The sequence below is a fragment of the Mycoplasmopsis gallinacea genome, assembly GCF_012220205.1.
GTDB classification, from domain to species: Bacteria; Bacillota_I; Bacilli_A; order Mycoplasmatales; family Metamycoplasmataceae; genus Mycoplasmopsis; species Mycoplasmopsis gallinacea_A.
Genome location: NZ_CP047225.1, coordinates 1,076,560 through 1,094,521, shown reverse-complemented (window position 1 = coordinate 1,094,521; position 17,962 = coordinate 1,076,560). Strand labels below are relative to the sequence as shown.

The following is a 17,962-nucleotide window of genomic DNA, read 5'->3' as shown; positions in this document are numbered from 1 at the left end:
ATTAATGCTAAATCAAAAACAACTAAAGTGTATTGAAATACCTTAGTAAATTAAACTTTTTACCAACTTTTGATGCCCCAACTTACCGTTTTCTGGGGTTTTATTTTTATATTTTTAAAATAAAATTTTATACTAAAAAAGAAAAAGTATTTTAAAAATTGATAGCAGACTATTATGTATCAAAAATTTTACATTTATGTAAATTATTGTAGCTGAATCAATTGCGTGATAAATGAAGACTTTTTTATTACCAAAAAACACTTCTTGACAAGCATCTAATTCAATATTTTCACCAAATTTTAAATGTATATTTTTAGCTTAATAAACGCTTTTTCTTTTCTTTTCACGCTCATCTATTTCTAAAGAACCAATTCTTGTGAAAAGTGAAGTTTTTTCACCAATTTCTTGTTCAAGCAATCTTCTAATTTTTTAGATTCGTTTTTATATTTTCTTGTCATTTGAACATTAGGAAAACCTTGCTTTTTAACTCTTTTAAAAGCTTATGAATAACTAATTTTAAAAATTTGTTTTACTTTTTCATGATAATAAAGCGAAAAAAGAGCAGTGTTAATAGTTGCATTTTTAGGAAAAAACTCTTCCGTAAAATCATAATAATCACGCATAATTTTATTTATAGTCTCATCTTTATATTTGAGAGCATTTTCATTTTTTCTACCTTTGTTAGCAACAGTAAATGAACCACTTTCGACAAGCAGTTTTATTTCTTTTTTGTATCTAATTATTTTTCTGACACTGACGCAATAAAGGTTTGCAAGTTCTTTGTTTGTCATTTTATTTTAAAGTATTAATACACCCGCGATTATGTGGGCTTTTCTCTCTTCGTAATCACTCATTTTTTCATGTGTTCTAATTTTAAACGCGCTCATATTCACTCCTTATTAATTAAAATTTTATCTAAGATGTAGATTTTATTTTTAAAACTCTAGGGTCTGACATTTCATTTAATATTTAATAAAACTCAGGTTGAGCTCATTTTTTTATACCCTTTTTTAAAAAATGATAAAATAAAAAGGTATGAAAATAGTGTCAAATAATAAAAGAGTTTCGCATAATTATGAGATTTTAGAACGTTATGAAGCAGGTATTTCACTTCTTGGTTGAGAAGTAAAAAGTGCTAGAGCTTCTTCGATTGATCTTTCAAATGCGTTTTGTTCAATTTATAAAAACGAAATTTATTTAAAAGAGGCTTATTTTAAGCAATATATGCTTGTTAAAGGTGATGAATTTCGTGATCGTAAATTACTTATGAACAAACGCGAAATTAGAAAGTTAAAATTCATTTCAGAAACTCAACCAGTAACAATCATACCTACTAAAATTTACTTTAATAATGCTTCTAAAGTTAAAGTAGAAATAGCTATTGCTAAAGGGTTAAAAAAATACGACAAGAGAGAAAAAATAGCTAAAGAAGAAGCTCAAAAAAGATTGCAAAAAACCTTAAAACTATATCAATAGTCCTATAAATGGGGGTGTAATGGTTTCGACACATTTAGGGACTTACATAATGCAGTAGTGTGGCAGACTATAATTGCTACTAGGCTTTCTTAAACGGAAAATCAAAAGAAAAAGAATTCAATGCATTTGCATTAATGAGTTCACAACAATCAAATCTTGCTTTTGCTTAATTAAATGCAATCAAGTTGCTTTAAGTGACTCCTTTAGCTTAAAGTAGGTCTTAAAGGATATATAACTAAAACTGACAAGTTAGTTATGAATTTTTGTCAAATTGCAGGAGTTAATTTTCTTTCATTTTATGCTTGCAATTACAAAATGAAATAAACTGTAGATTTGTGTATGAGCTTTAAGTGTGGACACGGGTTCGACTCCCGTCATCTCCACCATTTGCTGCTATAGTTTAATCGGCAAAACGTTTGACTCGTAATCAAAAATTGCAAGTTCGATTCTTGTTAGCAGCACCAATATTTTTAGTTCTATTTAGATACCATATTATTGAAAAACTAAATGAAGCTTCGCCAAAAGGTGAAGTTTTTTAATAATGATTTTTTAAGCTTTAATTATTTAATATAATTAAACAAAGGTAAGAAATGAATAAAAAAGACATAATAATTAAGTGAATCCAAACTTTTAACGTTACCAAAACTTCTGTACCTAAAAACACAGAGTATTTGGAAAATTTAGCAGCTGAAGATGAAGCGTTTTGAAAGCTTCCGTATTTTAATAATAATGGTATTTGGCTAAAAAATGAAGAGCAACTTTCTTACTCTTCAATTAACCTTTATGTTGTTTTATCTTTAGTAAACACAATGCTTGTTAAAAATAGAGTCAAAAAAGATAAGAAGATCTTTTTATTTTTTGATAAGAGAATTGATAAAAATATTGAAAAAAACACCATTTTCTTTTTAAAAAGTAAAGACTTTTTTGTTTACAAACCTAACTATGTAACTATTGATGAATTAATTACTCTTTATAGCATCAGAGAAAGTCAAATCCCAATTGCAATTACTATAACTTACAATGCTTTTAGGGATCTTTATGTTGTTAAACTTTATGAAGATGGTAAAGAAATTAACCAGAAAGACTATCAACAAATTTTAAGATACTTAATTAATGAAAAACACTCTTTTGAATTTATTCAAAACGAAGAAGTGTTTGAAATTAACACTGATAAAATTTTGAAAGAAATTGTAAATGATTTCAATTTTCTTGAAGAAAAGAACAATTTATACCTTAATGAAACCTTAAATGTAGCAACTATTATTGAAGATTCAAACACTAATTTTTTCATATCTTCACTGCTAACTAATTTCAATATTAAGCACACTAAGTTAAATCCATTCCTTCATAATAAAATCACTCGAGGTTCATTATTTTTTAACCGAATTTTGCAATCAAAATTTAGATATGATATGGTTTTTACCATTAATAAGCAAAATAAAATCTCAATTTATGCTAAGTACCAAAACAAGTTAGTTAAATTAACAACTGATCAAATTATTTACTTTTACTTAAACTTTTTCTTTTTAAATTGAAAAGATAGCCTTAAAAACAAAAGTAAGAAACTTTTTATCCCAATTGATAGTGGTTTTTTAGTTACTAATTTAGTTAAAGGATACCGTTTTGAAGCGCTATACGAAAATGAAATTAAAGATAATTCTAATATCATTTTCGGAAGTGATGGAACTTCATTTTCACACAACCGCTTTAATCTTTTTCAAGAAAGCAATCTTAGTTTCTTGCTTAATTTTATTCATCTTTTTTATATTTATAAAAATAGCAATACCATTTTTAATTACAAGTACAAAAAAATGCTTGAATTTGGTTCAGAATATAAGGTCAAAACATTAAGAATTTCAGCTCCAGATCCAGAACATCTAAAAGAAAATGTATATGATTTTTTTGCCATTGGTGAGAAACTGTCAAAAGAATTTCAAATCGATAAAATTATTAAAAATGATTATGCTTCAGCTAGATTTGATCACCTGTTAGCTCTTGAAATTTCATCTAATGAATGCGTTGGAAAAGTGTATTTAAAATACGATTATTATGAGAAAAAAGTGTTTGTAAAATGTGAAGTGCACCAAGAAAAATTCCAAAGAAAAGCCATTGCAATTTATCAATTTAAAAAACTCATTAATTCGCTCAAAAACAAAGTAAAAGTTTTGATTAAAAGATAAATAATTTAATATAATTTAAAAACTATATATAACTATTTAAAATAGTTAAAATCAAGGAGATAAAATGTTTTCTAAAGTAAAAGGAACTAGAGACTTAAACATTTGCGAAACAACTTTCAAAGACTATAATTTAAATTTAATTAAAGATATCCTTAATGAATACGGTTTTCAAAGAGTGGAAACACCTATTATCGAGCATTCAGAACTTTTCAAAAGAAGTGTTGAAGGAAGTGATTTAGTTAATAAAGAAATGTACGATTTTGTGGATAAAGGAAATCGTGAAATTACCCTAAGACCTGAAGGGACTGCTTCATTTGTGCGTGCTTATGTAGAAAATAAATGATTTGCTAATAATATGCACCAAAAATTCTATTACTATGGGCCTATGTTCCGTTATGAGCAACCTCAAAAAGGTAGATATAGACAATTTGATCAACTAGGAGTGGAATTTGTAGGTGATAAAAATCCTTACAAAGATGCTGATGTTATTGCGCTTGGAAATTTAATTTTAAATGAAGTAGAACTTAAAAACTTTAGATTAGAAATTAATAGTGTAGGTGATGAAGAAAGCAGAAGAAAATACCAGCAAGCATTACAAGAATACTTTAAAGATTTTTACAATGAGCTTAGCGAAACTTCTAAAAAACGTTTTGACCAAGGAAATTGCTTAAGAATCTTAGATGATAAAGAAGATTCACAAAAACCATTTATGCAAAATGTACCACAACTTAAAGATTACCTTTCAGAAGCTTCAAGACAATACTTTAATGACTTACTTGCAATCTTAGATGAAAAAGATATTAAGTATGTTGTGTCAAATAAATTAGTGCGTGGGCTTGATTATTATGATGAAATTGTTTTTGAGTTTATCGCTATTGATAAAAACGCAGGAAGCCAAAACGCTGTAATTGGTGGTGGAAGATACTCAAGATTAATCAATCAACTTGGCGGTCCAGAGCTTTCAAGTGTCGGATTTGGACTTGGAATTGATCGCTTACTTTCAATTTTATATGACAATAACAACTCAATTCAAGAGCAAAGTAAAAAAGCTACTGAAGATTACTTTGTGTATGTTGCTTTTTCAAATGATAAGCTTGCTCTTAGAAACTTCTTCATTATTTTAGATGCTTTAAGACAAGAATTTGGATGATTACGCTTTTATTTTGAATATGATCTTGTTAAGTCTAAAAAAGTGCTTGATCGTGCAAACAAAGTTAATGCTCGCTTTTTAATTACTGATAATCAAGAAGGTCTTATTTATGTTAAAGATCTTCAAAACAAAAATTCAAACATTCACAATGAATTTATTGATCCACAAACTCTTGAATTTGAAGAGGATATGTTAGAACACTTAAGTGAGATTTTTGAAGAAGAATACCAAAAATTACAAGGTGAATTAGAATAAAAAGGATAAATATGAATAAATTAATCAAAAACAATCAACTACGTTTAAGTGATGTTGGTAATGAAGTTACTCTTTATGGATGAGTAGCAAATAAACGTCGTTTTGGTGAAATTAATTTTGTGGATTTAAGAGATAGATTCGGAATTACTCAACTTGTTTTTAATGAACCAATTAATTTTCCAAAAGAAACAGTTTTAGAAGTTAAAGGAACTGTTGTTGCTAGAAAAGACCCAAATGATAAAATCGAAACTGGTCAAATTGAAGTTATCGTCTCATTATACAAAATTTTCTCAACAGCTAATGAACTTCCGTTCCCAATTAGAGATGATATTGATGTTAAAGAAGAACTTAGACTAAAATATAGATTTTTAGATTTACGTCGTCCAATTATGCAAGAAACTATTTTGCTTAAAAATAAAGTTTACTTTGCAATGCGTGAATACTTACAAAGTCAAGATTTTAATGAACTGGAAACGCCAATTTTATCAAAAGCTACACCAGAAGGTGCCAGAGACTTTTTAGTTCCAACACGTAAATATAATTCATTTTTTGCTCTTCCACAATCTCCACAACTTTTCAAACAACTTTTAATGATTTCTGGTTTTGAAAGATACTATCAATTTGCTCGTTGTTTTAGAGACGAAGATTCAAGAAAAGATCGTCAACCTGAATTTACCCAACTCGATATGGAAGTAAGTTTTATGGACGTGGAAGTATTCCAAAGTAAAATTGAAGAGATGTTCAAGCACTTTATGAAAAAAGTTATGAACGTCGATATTCAGATTCCATTCCAAAGGCTTAAATTTGATGACTGTATTCGTGATTATGGTTCAGACAAGCCGGATTTAAGATACGAAGTAAAAATTAAAGATGAACCTTCTTTCTGTAATTCAACTGAATTTAACATAATTAAAGATGCTCCAAGCAAGAGATACTTACAAATTGAAGAAGTAATTTCTAAGAAAGATTTCAAAAAACTTGAAGAAATCGCTAAGAAAAACAAAGTAAAAGCTTTATTCTACTTTGTTATTGAAAATGGAGCAGTGGCTCATTCAAACTTTGCTTCTAAAGTTGCTGATGAAGTAAATGCATTTATTAAAGATAAAAACATTCAAAATGGAACTGTATTTTTCTGCTGTGATAAATACGAAAATGCTTCACAAGCTCTTGGTGCTCTTCGGGTAGAACTTAATAGTTGATTTAACTGAGCTAGAGAAGAATATAACTTCTCATGAATTGTTGATTGACCGATGTTTGAACACGATGAAGAAACAAATACTTGAGCTGCAGCACACCACCCATTTACTCAATTCGATCATGATCTTGAAGATTTAGATAAACTTCCAATGGATAAAATTAGAGCTAAAAGTTATGACCTTGTGCTTAATGGATTTGAATTAGGTTCAGGAAGTGCTAGAATTTATGACCAAAAAACACAAGAAAAAATGTTCGATTTAATTGGAATTTCAAAAGAAGAACAAAAATCTCGTTTTGGTTTCTTCTTAAAAGCTTTCGAATACGGAGTACCTCCACATTGCGGAATCGGTCTTGGTATGGATCGTTTAATTATGATTTTAGCTAAACAAAAAACAATTAGAGATGTTATTCCATTCCCTAAAAACGCAAAAAATGATGATGTGTTCACTGAAGCTCCATCTTCAGTTACACAAGAACAACTTGATGAACTTTTTATTGCTTTAAATAAAAAAGAAGAACAACAAGAAGATTAAAAAATAGGAGAAAAAATGCATTCAATAAAAAAATATTTATTAAAACCAGATTTTTATGATGGTTGAGAAGTAACATTACAAGGATGAGTTTCTTCAAACAGAGGAAACAAAAAAATTCGTTTTGTTTCATTAAACGACGGTTCTACAGTTAAAAACATTCAAATTGTTTTTAAATCAGAAACATTTGACCTTGAATTAGTAGATTCATTAAGAACAGGTGCTGCTTTAGTTGTTAAAGGAACTCTTCATTCAACACCTGAAGCAAAGCAACCAATTGAACTTCAAGCTTCAGAAATCGTCAGCTACAAAAATGTTGATGAAGATTATCCAATTCAAAACCAAGAAATGAAAATGGACGTATTAAGAGAATTACCTCATATGCGTCACCGTACAAGTTTAATCAAAGCAATTATGCTTATCCGTTCAACCCTTGCTCAAGAAGTTCATAAATACTTTGCTTCTAGAGACTTTTACTACATGAATAGCCCTATTATTACTTCAAATGATGGTGAAGGAGCTGGTGAAACATTTAACGTTAGTGATGGCTCAAAAGATGGATTCTTTGGAAAAGGAAACAAAGCAACATTAGGTGTAACAGGACAACTTCATGGTGAAAGTTACGCTATTGGAATGAACAAAATTTATACTTTTGCACCTACATTTAGGGCAGAAAACTCAAACACAAAACGTCACCTTGCAGAATTTTGAATGATTGAACCAGAAGTTGCTTTTTATGATTTACATGATGCAATCAAACTCGCTCACAACTTAATTAAAGTAGTTGTAAGAAATGTATTACACAAAAACAAATTTGAACTGGAATACATCCAAGAAACATTACAAAATGGAATTATCGAAAGATTAGAAAAATTTGTTGAAAGCCCTCTTAAAATTGTCGATTACAAAGAAGCTTTAGAAATTTTAGATAAAGTAAAAGAACGCTTTGAAGATAAAAACATTCACTTTGGTTTAGATCTTGGTTCAGAACACGAAAGATACTTAACAGATGAATACTTTAAAGCTCCAGTTGCGGTTATTAACTTCCCTAAAGATTTTAAAGCTTTCTACATGCACCAAAATGAAGATGGTAAAACAGTAGCTGCTTTTGACCTTTTAGTGCCAGGAGTTGGTGAAATGGTAGGTGGAAGCCAAAGAGAAAGTGATTATGACAAATTATTAAAAAGAGTTCAAGAACTTGGAATCGATGAAAAAGACTTACAATGATACCTTGACCTTCGTCGTTTTGGTCATGCTGCATCAGCTGGATTCGGAGTTGGTTTTGAACGTCTTGTAATGTACGTAACAGGTATTGAAAACATCCGTGATGTTATTCCTTATCCAAGAACTGCTGGAAATATTAGAATGTAATTTTAACCCTTAATAATTATGAAATATGGTAATCCATATTTCATTTTTTATTTAATATAAAGTAAAATTTACTTATGAAACAAATAAACTTTTTCAAGTATCAAGATTGCCAAATCGAATATTTAAAAATAGATAATAACGCAAAAGAAAACATTTTAATTATTCATGGTTTTAGCGCAGATTTTGACTACTATCACAAATTTTATGATTATATTGATTCGCATAATATTCATGCTCTAAACGCACCTTTTCATGGTAATAGTACCAGTTCAAAATCAACAATGAATATGGATTATATTTTAGAAGTTTTAGAATTTTATATTTCAAGCAATAATCTTAATAATTTAACTATTATTGGGCATTCAATGGGTGGTGGGCTTGCAATGATGCTAGTGAAAAAATTCGGAGATATTATCAAAAACATCATTTTAGTTGGCCCAATGAGTAGATCGGGACTTGTGAAAACTGAAGTATTTAAAGAAAGTTTTTTCCCACGTAATATTAAAGAATATGAAAAATTAGCTGCTTTATGTTATTATGACCCAAATATAGTCCTAAAAAATCCAGAATATATGCAAATGCTTGAGAATTATTTTAAGAATAATCAAGAAAAATTAGACTATATTTATGAGCTAGGACACTCGCTTCCTAACTTAGAAAATATGGATAAAATCGATGAAGGAATTGCAAATTATAAAGGAAATTTATATTTATTATATGGTGATCATGATGGGATTATAGATACAGAAAACATCAGTAATTACTATCATTCTCTTAATGCAGATACTAAAACAATTGTTTTTGAAAATGCCGGACATAGTCCTTGATTCGAAAAAGAAAAAGACTTTTTTGAATCAATAAATTTTATTTTAAAAAGCTAATAATTTCTTTTATTTATTACCTTTGGAAAAACAGTTTGCAAAAATTGTTTTTTATGCAAATTTCTTACTTATTTGAATTTTGTGCTCCTTTTTTTTTGAGTAAAATTTTATTAGACACTTAAAAAAGGAGCAATAAATGAAATTATTTAATAAGAAATTTCTTACTAGTTTTGGGTTAGTTTTAACTACCACAGCATCACCGTTAATTTTACTTTCATGTGGTAATACTAATGCTAATGGCAATACTAAACCTTCAGCTGACTCTTCAAACACACAAGAAGAACCAAAAAGACCAGTTAATGATACTTTTACAGTAAATTATTCGTTAAATATTGCTAATGTAGCTGATTTAAAAACTGCATCAAGTCAATTAAGAGAATATGAAACAAAACTAAGAGAATTTGAATCTCAAGGTGCAGAAATTAAAAAAATAAAGTTAAACACACAATTAAATATTGGAAGTTTCCATTTACCTCAAACACCTAAAGCAGTAACTTTAACAAAAGATGAATATCTTGAATTAGTTAAGCCATTTTTAGATGATAATAGTCCATTTTTCTCAACTAACTGAGAATTATCACTTCCAGTTCAAGTGACAAATGCTACTGAAGCAAAAGAATTTGAAAAAGAATTCCAAAATTTCTTCAACAACTTTTATGTAACAGAACAATGATTTAAAGGTGAATTAAAACCTTTAACAGACGCAGCTAAAACAAATAGATTAAATCCATTTATCAACAAAATCACATTAGCTGATGCTCAAAAGAAAAACAAATTAAATGAGTATAATGCAGTAGTTGCAAAAATTAAAGAATTCATTAAACAAACCGCTAATGTTCAATTAAGTGATGATTTACAAATTATTGAAATTGACCCAGATTATGGAGCTAACTGAGGAATTACCTTAAAATTCCAAGCACCAAACGGAGTTCAAACAGGTAATGTAAGACTTGATCTTAAAAAAGCAGATGCTTCATGAACAGCTGCACAAATTGAAGAAAAAAATGCAAATAACCAATGAATTAAAAAAGCTAAAAACCAAATTAATCAAGTTTTAGCTAATCAAACAGTTTCAGCATTATTAAAAGTCTTAAAAACTCAATTTATCTTAAACTTTAGCGAAAATGAAGTTCAAACATTAGCTACAAAAATCGTTGAATTAGTTCAAGATTACACTTTTAGAGCTATTCCTGCTTCTTTCGTAATTCCTAATTTTGTTAAAAATGCTATTAAAAATAAATTAGTATCATTTATTACACCAATTATTAAATCTAAATTATTAACTTACACAGACAAAACAAAAGCTAAATTAGTAGAAATTGCAAATAGAAGAAATTCACAATAATAAAAAAATCCTGTAATTACTTACAGGATTTGCTTGAGTGTAATCTCCAGTGCAACAAAAACACCACTCCCAACGCAACATATGGGATGGTGTTTTTTTGTGGTGTTTCTTTAAATTTTATGAATTATTTTTTATATCATTTGAAGAATTTGTTTCTTTCAGTATTGGACTTTCTTTTTCTAAAAGCACGATCATATAATTGGATTTCTTGTATTTTTGAATCTCAAGGTTTTTTATAATAATTCAAATCGAAAAATAACTCATCAGCTGAAAAATAATCAAGAATTTCTCTTGGCATATTGTTTATTTGTTTTTCTGTTTCCATAATTTCTTCATCGGATATTTTGCTAAAATTCGTTTTCTTTGGATATTTTCTTCTTATTAAACCATTAAAATTTTCAATTGATCCTTTTTGGAAAGAAGCATATGAATCAGCTTTATAAATTTTAATTTGCAACCTATAACCAATCATGAAAAACGACTTAAATTCAAGTCCGTTATCAATAGTTATAGATTTAACATTTAGTCTTTTTTCTTTGATTAATTCAAACAACACTTTTGCTACATTTCACGGATTTTTGTCAGGTACTTTCCTTATCAATCCATAACGAGTTTGTCTTTCTTCAAAGGTTAATAAATGTGCAGTGCTTTTTCCTTTTTTACCGACAATTAAATCAGCTTCTCAGTGTCCAAATTCAGATCTATCATTAACATTTTTAGGTCTAAAAGTTATTGGTATAACATATCTATTACCTACAAGTCTTGTTATTGTGTCACCAGTTCTTTTTCCACCTTTTTTATAACGCGGACGTAGCTTGTTTTTTATTGTCAAAGCTCATAACCCGCTATTCATTCAATTGTAAATTGTTTTTATTGTAGGTATTGGAAAATCATAATGATTCTTTATTTTGAATCAGGTAATTTTTACCCCTGAATAAGTATTGTCAAAGTTTTCTAAAAACACTTTTGTGAAGTCTTTGTAATAATAAAAATCAGATTCCAATTTAAATTGATTTTTTCATTTTTCTCTTATTTTAGATTTGTTTTCAGCTTCTTCAGCTATATACCCATTTTCGGTCGAATTATTTTTTATTTCTCTTCATATTGTAGATTTTGAAAAACCAAGAATTTTTGCAATTTTTTCTAAAGAAATCGAATAATCTTTTAAAAAAAGTTCTAGTTGTGCCCTATTTTTGAAACAAATTCTTTTATAATTCATTTATGTGGATCCTTTGCAAAAACACCACAAAAAAATTTTAATAAATTTAAAAGAAACAAAAACACAAGAAAAAAAGCGTGGCGTGTAGCCATGCCTTTTTTTCTTGTGTTTTTGACCCCCCCGCGTTGCAATGCAAATTACAATCGAGCAAATCCTGTAATTACTTACAGGATTTTTTATATATTGAAATTAACTTTTTGACAATTTTCATTGCTTAAATTAGGACTTAGTATTAACTATAAAGTCAACAACAACAAAATGTAAGAGAAAAGTATGGATCAAAGGTATGGTTTTTGTGTTTTTTGATACCCCTTAGCATTGAAATGTGAATTGCAATCCATGTATTGAAACTAAAGGTTATTGTTAATTTATAAATTTTATTTATTCGATTTCGTGACTACCCATTTATCTGATTTAGTAGAACCCTCTCTTTTAATGAGATCATTAGATTTAAGTTTTCTTAAGTGATATCAGACGCCATCTTCTGTTATTTCTTTAAACTCATTTGCTATCTGTTTTGCAGTAATATTTGGGTTGTTTTTTATAAGAAGCAATATCTGCTCTTTAATATTAATAATTTCTTCGTTAGTTTCATAAGTTTCTTTGGTAGTCCCATCGATTTCTTTGGTAGTTTGAGCAGTTTCTTTTGTGGTTTCTTTGGTAGTCCCATCGATTTCTTTGGTAGTTTGATCAGTTTCTTTGGTAGTACTAATGGTAAAGTCTTTCAAAAATTCCGAATTTATGGTCATAACTGCATTGGTGTAATTGTCATTTTCATTGTCGGGATAAAATTTGAGTTCAGGATAAGAATTTTTAAATAGAGCGTCTTTTGCTCTTCTTATACCTTAACCATAAGACTCTATTAAATTTAATTTCAAAAACATATCTTTAATTTCCTTATTTAGGGCTTCAATAGTTACAGGCGGAAGAGGTCTGTTGTGATTTACAAAATAAATTCTATCATTATAAATATATATCCCTACATATTCAGGTGTATCATATTCTTTATGTAAAATAGCATTAGTAGCAAGTTCTTCAAACATTGTAAATGGATAATTGTAAATAATCTTATGTTCAATTTTATCAGGTTCTCTAATGGTGAAGGAAGCCATGATATTGTCTTCAAAATATTTACTAACTTGTTTAGCTTGTATTCAAACTGGTCCATCAAATCTTTTTTATTCCACTTTATCTTTCCTATCAATTTCTCTTATGATTTCGACATTTAAATTATAAAAAAGTAGTACAAAAATTCATAAATGCTTATAAAGTAAAAACCTATCAAAGCAAAAAACAAAGAAATAAAAACACAATAAAAAGCCTGGCTTATAACCATTCCTTTTATTGTGTTTCGGATCACTCCATCACAATTTAAATTAAAATCGATTAAAAGAGATTTAGTTTTTTGCTTTTTAATTAAAACTTAATATCATCAATTCTTATTGGCGATATTTTATTTTTATTTTCACTCATTTCAATAATTACTGCGTTAAATTGAGTGTTATTTGGACTAACTTCAAATTTTTCTTTGCTTCCGTAACGCATTTTTTTATACACTTGTTCATAGTTAGCACCAATTGCAGCATTTTGTGGCCCGCACATTCCAGCATCACTAATGTAAGCAGTTCCATTTGGTAATGTTCGATAATCATTTGTTTGAACATGCGTATGTGTACCACAAACTGCATTTACTTTACCGTCTAAATATAAACCAAGAACATTTTTTTCGCTTGTAGTTTCAGCGTGAAAGTCTACAAAACGAAAATCTACATTTTCTATACTATCTAAAAGAATATCGATACTATCGAAAAAGTTTAAAGCTTCTTCTTCATTTCAAGGTGACATCAAAGTGTTAAAAGTAATCCCCATTAAAGAAATTACTTGCAATTTAAATCCTTTAACATCAAAAGTTTTGCTTCCTACCCCTGGGTAATCAATTGGTATGTTTAAAGGTCTAATAACATCTGAATTTTCAATAAAATTGTAAATATCAGGATTAGCTCAAACATGATTCCCCATTGTAATTGCATTTACACCTATATTTTTAAGTCTAAGATAATCTTGATTGTCAAGACCCTTTCTACCGGTCACGTTTTCACCTTGTGCGATTACAAAGTCAATATTATTTTCTTTAATTATTTTTGGTAATACTTTTTCAACGGTTACAACTCCTGGTTCACCGAAAATATCACCGATAAAAAGTACGTTGAGTTTCTTCATGTTTATATTATATATGTTAAGAACAAATGTTTAATATATTAATTAATTTTGATTAAGTTTTTCTAAAATTTCTTTCTGAATTTGTTCATTATTTAAGATATATTCTTTTAAAGATTTTCTTCCTTGCGCAATGTTTTGATTATTGTAACTATATCAAGCACCTTTTTTAGCAAAAACTCCTATTTCAGTACCTAAATCTGCTAATTCCCCAATTCGATCAATTCCTTTTGCAAAAACAATTTCGCTTTGAGCTGTTTTATAAGGTGCAGATAATTTGTTTTTAACAACTTTGAATCTAACCTCATTTCCAACAAATTCTTTTCCGTCAGCTAAAACAGTACCTTTTCTCACTTCAATCCGAATGCTTGAATAAAATTTTAAAGCCCTTCCACCTGTAGTGGTTTCAGGATTACCGAAAATTACACCAACTTTTTCTCTAATTTGGTTAATAAAAATTACAGTTGTATTATTCTTGTTTAAACTAGCAGTGATTTTTCTAAGTGCCTTAGACATAAGGCGAGCTTGAAGTCCAATTTGTTGATCTTTCATTTCTCCCTGAAGTTCAGCTTCAGGAACTAAAGCAGCCACGCTATCAACTACTATTAAATCAATGTAACCACTTTTAGCGAGCATATCAACAATTTCAAGTGCTTGCTCACCTGAATCTGGTTGACTTAAAATTAAATTATCAATATCTACACCTATGTTTTTAGCATAAATTGGGTCTATTGAATGCTCAGCATCAATAAAAGCTGCTATTTTTCCTAGTTTTTGCACTTCAGCTATGCAATGGAGTGATAAAGTTGTCTTTCCACAACTTTCAGGTCCATAAATCTCAATAATTCTTCCTTTTGGTATTCCGTTAATTCCTAGCGCTTTATCTAAGGCATAACTGCCACTAGAGAAAGTTTCAATATCTAAAACCTTTGAATCACCCATTAGCATAATTGCTTCTTTTCCAAATTTTTTAGACACTTCATTTAGAGCATTTTTTATAAGTTCTTTGTTTTCATCCATTAATTATCCCTCCAGTATTAATATAAGTAAAAATTGAATATAACTGGAAAGTTTACAAAATAAAAAATATATCTTTGTTTTTCCACTTTACAAGAGAAAACCAAAGATATATTTTCAAATATTATTTACGTAAGTTAAGAGCTTCTAAACACTTGTTGTATTCTTCAAGGTTTGTTTCTTTCAAGTGTTTAAGTAAAACTTTACGTTGTGAAATTTTTGCTAAGAAACCTCTACGTGAGTGGAAGTCTTTAGGATTTACTGCAAAGTGTGATTTTAAAGATTCAATATCTTCTGTTAAAATAGCAATTTGAACAAAAGCGTTCCCTGTATCTTTTGCATTTTTTCCATATTTAGCAACAAGTTCTGCTTTACGAGCTTTAGAAACCATAATTATCTCCTTTAGTTAAATTATGTTTTAAACCGAGCTTAATTTGAACATTAAACTAAGTATAAAATTTATGTTTTATTAGTGCTATCATAATAGCTTTTGTATTATATCATTTTAATTTGAGTTTTGGATTAGATTAATGAAAAAAGATTTGATGCTTAAAAAGTCTTTTTCATTAACATTATCTAACTGACTATTTGAAATAATTCTAAATTCTTTAAAGACTTGAATTAAGATATTTGTATCATTTTCAATCTTAAATTTAGGATCGAAAGAAATGAAATGGTAGCTACGATCCATTTTAACATGAATTATTCCGTATATGCCAACACCATTATCAAAAAGCAGTGAAGCTCCATAAATACCAGGATGCATTCTCACTAGGTTTTCAGAAATTTTTAGCTCCATTTTTTGGTTAATTACTGCTGAAAATCCATAGTTAAAAACTAATAATTTATTGCTATCTTCAATATTTCCATATTGAATTAATTCTTTAATTAATTTGGAACTAATTTTAACACCATTAACTTTTAATAAATCGACAATTTCAACTTTTGAATCTAAATTATAGCAAGAAATGTCATTGCAATTACTTGAAGCATTTTTTCCAAATTTAAAGTCCTTACCTGTAATTATGGTGCAAGGTAAATTTTGTGTAAGTGCATAAATAAAGTTTTCACCATTAAGTTGTGAGATTTTTTGAAAATTAAGTTCCACAATAGCATCAAATTTTAAGTCAGATAAACTTTTGTATTTGTAATTATTATCAGTGAAAATTTCACCATTAAATTTAGGCATTCCAATTTCATTATTAAATGTCACTAAGATGATTCTTTGGTTATCTTTTTTTTGTTCTAAAGCTTTTTTATATAGATTATAGTGGCCTAAATGAAAAGATTCAAAGGAACCAAGAATGAAAATATCATCTTTTTGCGGAACAAAATCTTGAAATTGGTAAATTATTAAATCGTTCATTTTTAGATAATTTCAAGTTCCTTAAGTTTTAAGTAAGTACCATCATATTCACAATCAAGAGCAATATCTTTAGCTACTTCTTTAATTGGTTGTTTTGCACATTCCATTGCAACACCATAAAATGCATCTTTAAGCATTTCATAGTCATTTTCACTATCCCCAAAAGCTATTAAATTATCAAGAGATAAACCTAATTTGTTTGTCAAATATGAAAGAGCATTACTTTTGTTAATTGCAATTGGTCCAACAAAAATACCCTTACTTCAAATGGCAGATACTTCCATTTGGAAGTTATTTTCTTGAATGATTTTGTTAATTTTTTCGCTTACTTCATTTGGGTGTTCTGTATTTAAAGTAATTACATATAAATCATCTGTACCTAAAACTTCTTCATCAAAGTCGTGGTAATTATCTTTAAATGGACGAATAAATCATGAATTTAAATTGACATTAGGTGATTTATAAACCTTGTTAAAATCGGTAATTGAAAACCCTCTGACATCATCTTGAATTAAGTGATAAAGTTGAATAACTTCATCTTTAATCAAGGTTTTTTTATACACAAATTCTTTGTTTTGAACATCTCAAATAAAAGTTCCATTTGCTCCGATGAAATAATCTGGGTTTAATTGTTCTAAAAAATCACCAATAGTTGCAAATTCTCTAGCTGTAGCAAGCACAGAAATAATTTTATGCTCTCTTAATTCTTGGAACATTTTTCTAATGTTATTAGAAAAACGCATATGTCCATTTGGTAATAATGTACCATCAACATCGAAAGCTGCAATTTTTACTATATCTTTTATTTTTTTCATAATAACCTCTCAGGAAATACTTTTTTCGGGTAAATTCTACCGTTTTTAAATTCACCAACGGCACAAATTAAATTGGTGCTTTTGTTAATTAATAAAACCTTTTCTAAGTTTGTCATATTAGCTGAAAATGCCTTAATTTCCCTACCAAAAGATAAATCAAGAACTTGCTTTTCATTTAAAGCAAACTTGCTTAAATCAAAAATTAAATCATAAGAAATTTCGCTATATTGTTCAGGTTCTAACTTTTCTAACTTAACTAAACCAACTGCATCTCTTTTAAGATAGCTCATTACCATTTCGGTATTGCAAAGATTTGCAATATCTCTTAAAAGCGAGCGAATATAAGTTCCTTCAGAAACATCAAAAGCAAAGGTAGCTTCTTGTTTTTGGGCATCAAATTCAATAAGCGAAGCATCTAATATTTCTATTTTTTGCATTTTAAGCTCTACTTCCTTATTTTCCCTTGCATATACGTAAGCTCTAACCCCGTTAATTTTTTTAGCACTATATTTTGGGGGTAATTGTTCTTTAAGCTGCTTGATTTTTTCAAGAGCAATTAAAAGATTTTCCTTAGTTATTAGCGCAGGGTTTTCTAACTTATAAATTTGCTCTGCATCTGTATCTAAAGTATCTGAAAAATAGCCAAATTTGCATTTTGCAATATACTTTTTATTTTTGAAGTTAATAAACTCTAAAAGTCTTGTATCTGCATCAGTAGCTACTAAAACTAATCCTTGTGCTAATGGGTCTAAAATTCCGGAATGACCCACTTTTTTAGCACCTAAGCTTCTCCCAAGTTTCCTTACTTCAGAATTGGTATATACACCACTTTTTTTGTAATATTTATAAAACATTTCTTTACCTCGAATGTGTATTTATATTTTACAAAATTGTCGCAATATCGTTTATAAATATTCAAAAACAAAAATTTAGCTAAACAAAA

General features: G+C 28.4%; 17 protein-coding genes, 1 tRNA gene and 1 other RNA gene. 9 read left to right on the top strand and 10 right to left on the bottom strand.

The annotated features are described in order from the left end of the window. Nucleotides 1-500 precede the first annotated feature (500 nt). The gene (locus GOQ20_RS04215) at nt 501-791 is read right to left on the bottom strand and encodes a hypothetical protein (protein WP_167845534.1); all 291 of its coding nucleotides are present in this window, start codon (nt 789-791) and stop codon (nt 501-503) included. A 244-nt stretch (nt 792-1,035) separates the two neighbouring features. On the opposite strand from GOQ20_RS04215, the gene smpB reads away from it, so the two are divergent. The 9 genes from smpB (at nt 1,036) to GOQ20_RS04170 (ending at nt 10,385) form a co-directional block, all read left to right on the top strand. Further along, complete coding sequence (gene smpB, locus GOQ20_RS04210) at nt 1,036-1,476, top strand: SsrA-binding protein (RefSeq protein ID WP_129620029.1); 441 nt, start codon at nt 1,036-1,038, stop codon at nt 1,474-1,476. 10 nt (nt 1,477-1,486) lie between these two features. Further along, nucleotides 1,487-1,862: a transfer-messenger RNA gene (gene ssrA, locus GOQ20_RS04205) on the top strand. A 3-nt stretch (nt 1,863-1,865) separates the two neighbouring features. After that, nucleotides 1,866-1,940, top strand: a tRNA-Thr gene (locus GOQ20_RS04200). Nucleotides 1,941-2,066: 126 nt separating this feature from the next. Beyond that, nucleotides 2,067-3,656, top strand: a complete 1,590-nt coding sequence (locus tag GOQ20_RS04195; protein ID WP_167845533.1) for an MAG5620 family putative phospho-sugar mutase — start codon at nt 2,067-2,069, stop codon at nt 3,654-3,656. A 64-nt stretch (nt 3,657-3,720) separates the two neighbouring features. Next, nucleotides 3,721-5,061 carry a histidine--tRNA ligase gene (hisS, locus tag GOQ20_RS04190; RefSeq protein ID WP_167845532.1) on the top strand — a complete coding sequence of 447 codons (1,341 nt, stop codon included), beginning with the start codon at nt 3,721-3,723 and terminating at the stop codon, nt 5,059-5,061. An 11-nt stretch (nt 5,062-5,072) separates the two neighbouring features. Beyond that, nucleotides 5,073-6,791, top strand: a complete 1,719-nt coding sequence (gene aspS / locus GOQ20_RS04185) for an aspartate--tRNA ligase (protein ID WP_167845531.1) — start codon at nt 5,073-5,075, stop codon at nt 6,789-6,791. A gap of 15 nt (nt 6,792-6,806) precedes the next feature. Beyond that, nucleotides 6,807-8,159, top strand: a complete 1,353-nt coding sequence (gene asnS, locus GOQ20_RS04180) for an asparagine--tRNA ligase (RefSeq protein ID WP_167845530.1) — start codon at nt 6,807-6,809, stop codon at nt 8,157-8,159. A 74-nt stretch (nt 8,160-8,233) separates the two neighbouring features. Next, nucleotides 8,234-9,040, top strand: a complete 807-nt coding sequence (locus GOQ20_RS04175; RefSeq protein ID WP_167845529.1) for an alpha/beta fold hydrolase — start codon at nt 8,234-8,236, stop codon at nt 9,038-9,040. A 136-nt stretch (nt 9,041-9,176) separates the two neighbouring features. Next, nucleotides 9,177-10,385 (top strand): hypothetical protein, encoded by a 1,209-nt coding sequence (locus tag GOQ20_RS04170; RefSeq protein ID WP_167845528.1) that lies wholly within the window; start codon nt 9,177-9,179, stop codon nt 10,383-10,385. Nucleotides 10,386-10,509: 124 nt separating this feature from the next. Here GOQ20_RS04170 and GOQ20_RS04165 read toward each other — a convergent pair whose 3' ends face one another. The 9 genes from GOQ20_RS04165 to GOQ20_RS04130 all read right to left on the bottom strand — a co-directional run bounded on the left by GOQ20_RS04165 (nt 10,510) and on the right by GOQ20_RS04130 (nt 17,873). After that, entirely contained in the window at nt 10,510-11,604 is a 1,095-nt protein-coding gene (locus GOQ20_RS04165) for an IS30 family transposase (protein ID WP_233091217.1), read from the bottom strand. Nucleotides 11,605-11,981: 377 nt separating this feature from the next. After that, nucleotides 11,982-12,353, bottom strand: coding sequence for a winged helix-turn-helix domain-containing protein (locus tag GOQ20_RS04930; RefSeq protein ID WP_233091216.1), 372 nt, complete (start codon nt 12,351-12,353; stop codon nt 11,982-11,984). A gap of 96 nt (nt 12,354-12,449) precedes the next feature. Next, on the bottom strand, nt 12,450-12,716 hold the full coding sequence (locus GOQ20_RS04925; protein ID WP_233091215.1) for a hypothetical protein: 267 nt from the start codon (nt 12,714-12,716) through the stop codon (nt 12,450-12,452). A 304-nt stretch (nt 12,717-13,020) separates the two neighbouring features. Continuing rightward, entirely contained in the window at nt 13,021-13,824 is an 804-nt protein-coding gene (locus GOQ20_RS04155) for a TIGR00282 family metallophosphoesterase (protein WP_187468889.1), read from the bottom strand. Nucleotides 13,825-13,866: 42 nt separating this feature from the next. Beyond that, on the bottom strand, nt 13,867-14,841 hold the full coding sequence (gene recA, locus GOQ20_RS04150) for a recombinase RecA (protein WP_167845527.1): 975 nt from the start codon (nt 14,839-14,841) through the stop codon (nt 13,867-13,869). A gap of 121 nt (nt 14,842-14,962) precedes the next feature. Then, nucleotides 14,963-15,229: a 30S ribosomal protein S15 gene (gene rpsO / locus GOQ20_RS04145; protein ID WP_129620039.1), complete on the bottom strand. Its 267-nt coding sequence runs from the start codon at nt 15,227-15,229 to the stop codon at nt 14,963-14,965. A gap of 114 nt (nt 15,230-15,343) precedes the next feature. Next, the gene (locus GOQ20_RS04140) at nt 15,344-16,204 is read right to left on the bottom strand and encodes an FAD synthase (RefSeq protein WP_167845526.1); all 861 of its coding nucleotides are present in this window, start codon (nt 16,202-16,204) and stop codon (nt 15,344-15,346) included. A 2-nt stretch (nt 16,205-16,206) separates the two neighbouring features. Next, nucleotides 16,207-17,019 carry a YcsE-related riboflavin metabolism phosphatase gene (locus GOQ20_RS04135; RefSeq protein WP_167845525.1) on the bottom strand — a complete coding sequence of 271 codons (813 nt, stop codon included), beginning with the start codon at nt 17,017-17,019 and terminating at the stop codon, nt 16,207-16,209. Continuing rightward, complete coding sequence (locus GOQ20_RS04130; protein ID WP_167845524.1) at nt 17,007-17,873, bottom strand: tRNA pseudouridine(55) synthase TruB; 867 nt, start codon at nt 17,871-17,873, stop codon at nt 17,007-17,009. Before GOQ20_RS04130 ends, GOQ20_RS04135 begins: the two co-directional genes overlap by 13 nt. Nucleotides 17,874-17,962 lie beyond the last annotated feature (89 nt).